This window comes from Mesorhizobium liriopis (assembly GCF_024053505.1).
Taxonomy (GTDB): Bacteria; Pseudomonadota; Alphaproteobacteria; order Rhizobiales; family Rhizobiaceae; genus Mesorhizobium_B; species Mesorhizobium_B liriopis.
Genome location: NZ_JAMXQS010000021.1, coordinates 1 through 1,340, shown reverse-complemented (window position 1 = coordinate 1,340; position 1,340 = coordinate 1). Strand labels below are relative to the sequence as shown.

1 protein-coding gene is annotated in these 1,340 nt (G+C 62.8%); it reads right to left on the bottom strand.

Annotated elements, in window-relative coordinates; translation table 11 throughout:
- The coding region (locus NGM99_RS21535; RefSeq protein WP_252822827.1) for an NAD-dependent succinate-semialdehyde dehydrogenase at nt 1-1,337 on the bottom strand (1,337 nt) is incomplete at its 3' end.
- Between the last annotated feature and the right edge of the window lie 3 nt (nt 1,338-1,340).

Sequence of the window (1,340 nt, the reverse complement as noted above, 5' to 3'; positions counted from 1 at the left end):
GTGATCAGCCCTTCATTGATGCCGACCATGCCGTATTTGAGACCCTCCGATACGCGGAAAGCGCGGCCGAGATCGCTCGTGTAGAAGTAGGCCGCCAGACCGAACTCGGTGTCGTTGGCGAGCCTGATTGCTTCCTCTTCGGTTTCGAACCGGAACACCGGTGCGACCGGGCCGAAGATTTCCTCCTTCATGAACATCATGTCGGGCTTGGCATTACCGATCACGGTCGGCTCGAAGAACGAACCGCCCAGGGCATGGCGTTTGCCGCCCGACAACACCGTGGCGCCCTTCTGCAAGGCATCGGCCACGAACTCTTCGACCTTCGACACGGCCTTCTCGTCGATCAGCGGTCCTTGCTGCACGCCCTCCTCGGTGCCGTTGCCGACCTTGAGCCCTTTGGTCGCTGCCGCGAACTTTTCCATGAAACGGTCATAGATACCGCTCTGGACGAAGAAGCGGTTGGTGCACACGCAGGTCTGGCCCGAATTGCGGAACTTGGCGAGCATCGCCCCTTCCACCGCCCGCTCCAAATCCGCGTCGTCGAAGACGATGAACGGCGCGTTGCCGCCAAGCTCCATCGACACCTTCTTGACCGTTGCCGCCGACTTCTCGATCAGCATCTTCCCGACGCCTGTCGAGCCCGTGAACGTGATCTTCTTGACCAACGGGTTGGCGCACAGTTCGTCGCCGATCGGGCCGGGGGCGCCCGTCACGATGTTGACGGCACCCTTCGGAAAACCCGCCTCCTCGCAGAGCACGCCCCAGGCGAGCGCCGAATAGGGCGTCTGGGTCGCCGGCTTCACGACCACCGTGCAGCCCGCAGCCAAAGCCGGGCCGATCTTGCGCGCGAGCATGGAGGACGGGAAGTTCCACGGCGTGATTGCCGCCACCACGCCCGTAGGTTCTTTGGTGACCATGATGCGGCGGTCGGCCCATGGGCTCGGGATCGTGTCACCATAGGTGCGGCGCGCTTCCTCGGCGAACCAGAGCACATAGGCGGCCGACATGCCGATCTCGCCCTTGGCCTCGAACAGCGACTTTCCCTGCTCCATGGTGAGGAGCTCTGCCAGCGTCTGCTGGTTGTCGATGATCAGGTCGTGCAGCTTGCGCAGCATCTTGTGCCGCTCGAGCACAGAGGTCTTCTTGTATGTCTGAAACGCTCGCTCTGCTGCCTCGATCGCCCGGCGCGTCTCAGCCTGGCCGGCCTTCGGTACCGTGCCTATCTTCAAGCCCGTGGCGGGATTGGTGACGTCGATCGTCTCGCCGCCATCCGCTTGAACCCATTCGCCGTCAATCAGGTTGGCTTCGCGAAGGTAGGGACTCGCTTTCTGCAGCATGGG